This is a genomic window from Bradyrhizobium sp. 25ACV, assembly GCF_054863005.1.
This window is the reverse complement of record NZ_JAVAYO010000048.1, coordinates 1-344: the sequence shown is the minus strand read 5'-3', so window position 1 is coordinate 344 and position 344 is coordinate 1. Positions and strand designations below refer to the sequence as shown.

Below are 344 nucleotides of genomic sequence, written 5' to 3'. Positions count from 1 at the left end.
ATAAGCGATGCCACCTTTTACACCTGGAAGTCCAAATACGGTCGCCTGACGGTGTCCGACGTGGCGCGGTTGCGGGCGCTCGAAGACGAGAACCGCTGGCTGAAGAAATTACTGGCGGAGTCGATGTGGGACGTGTCGGCGTTGAAAAATCTGCTGGGAAAAAACTGACCCGGTCTGCGGAGCGCTACGCTGCGGTGGAGAAGCTGATGGCCAATCACGCCTTGTCGTAAGCGTCGCGCCTGCAGGCTGATCGGGGTCAATCGGTCGGCGTGGCAATATGAACCGCTTCGCGGGAAGGACCATGCTGTCCGCGAGCTGAGGGGGTGACGGGATGTCTTCTGCGC

At 60.2% G+C, this 344-nt stretch carries 1 protein-coding gene; it reads left to right on the top strand.

The window, feature by feature from the left end; all coding sequences use genetic code 11:
• Positions 1 to 168, top strand: a complete 168-nt coding sequence (locus RAD04_RS38505; RefSeq protein WP_461627946.1) for a transposase — start codon at positions 1 to 3, stop codon at positions 166 to 168.
• Positions 169 to 344 lie beyond the last annotated feature (176 nt).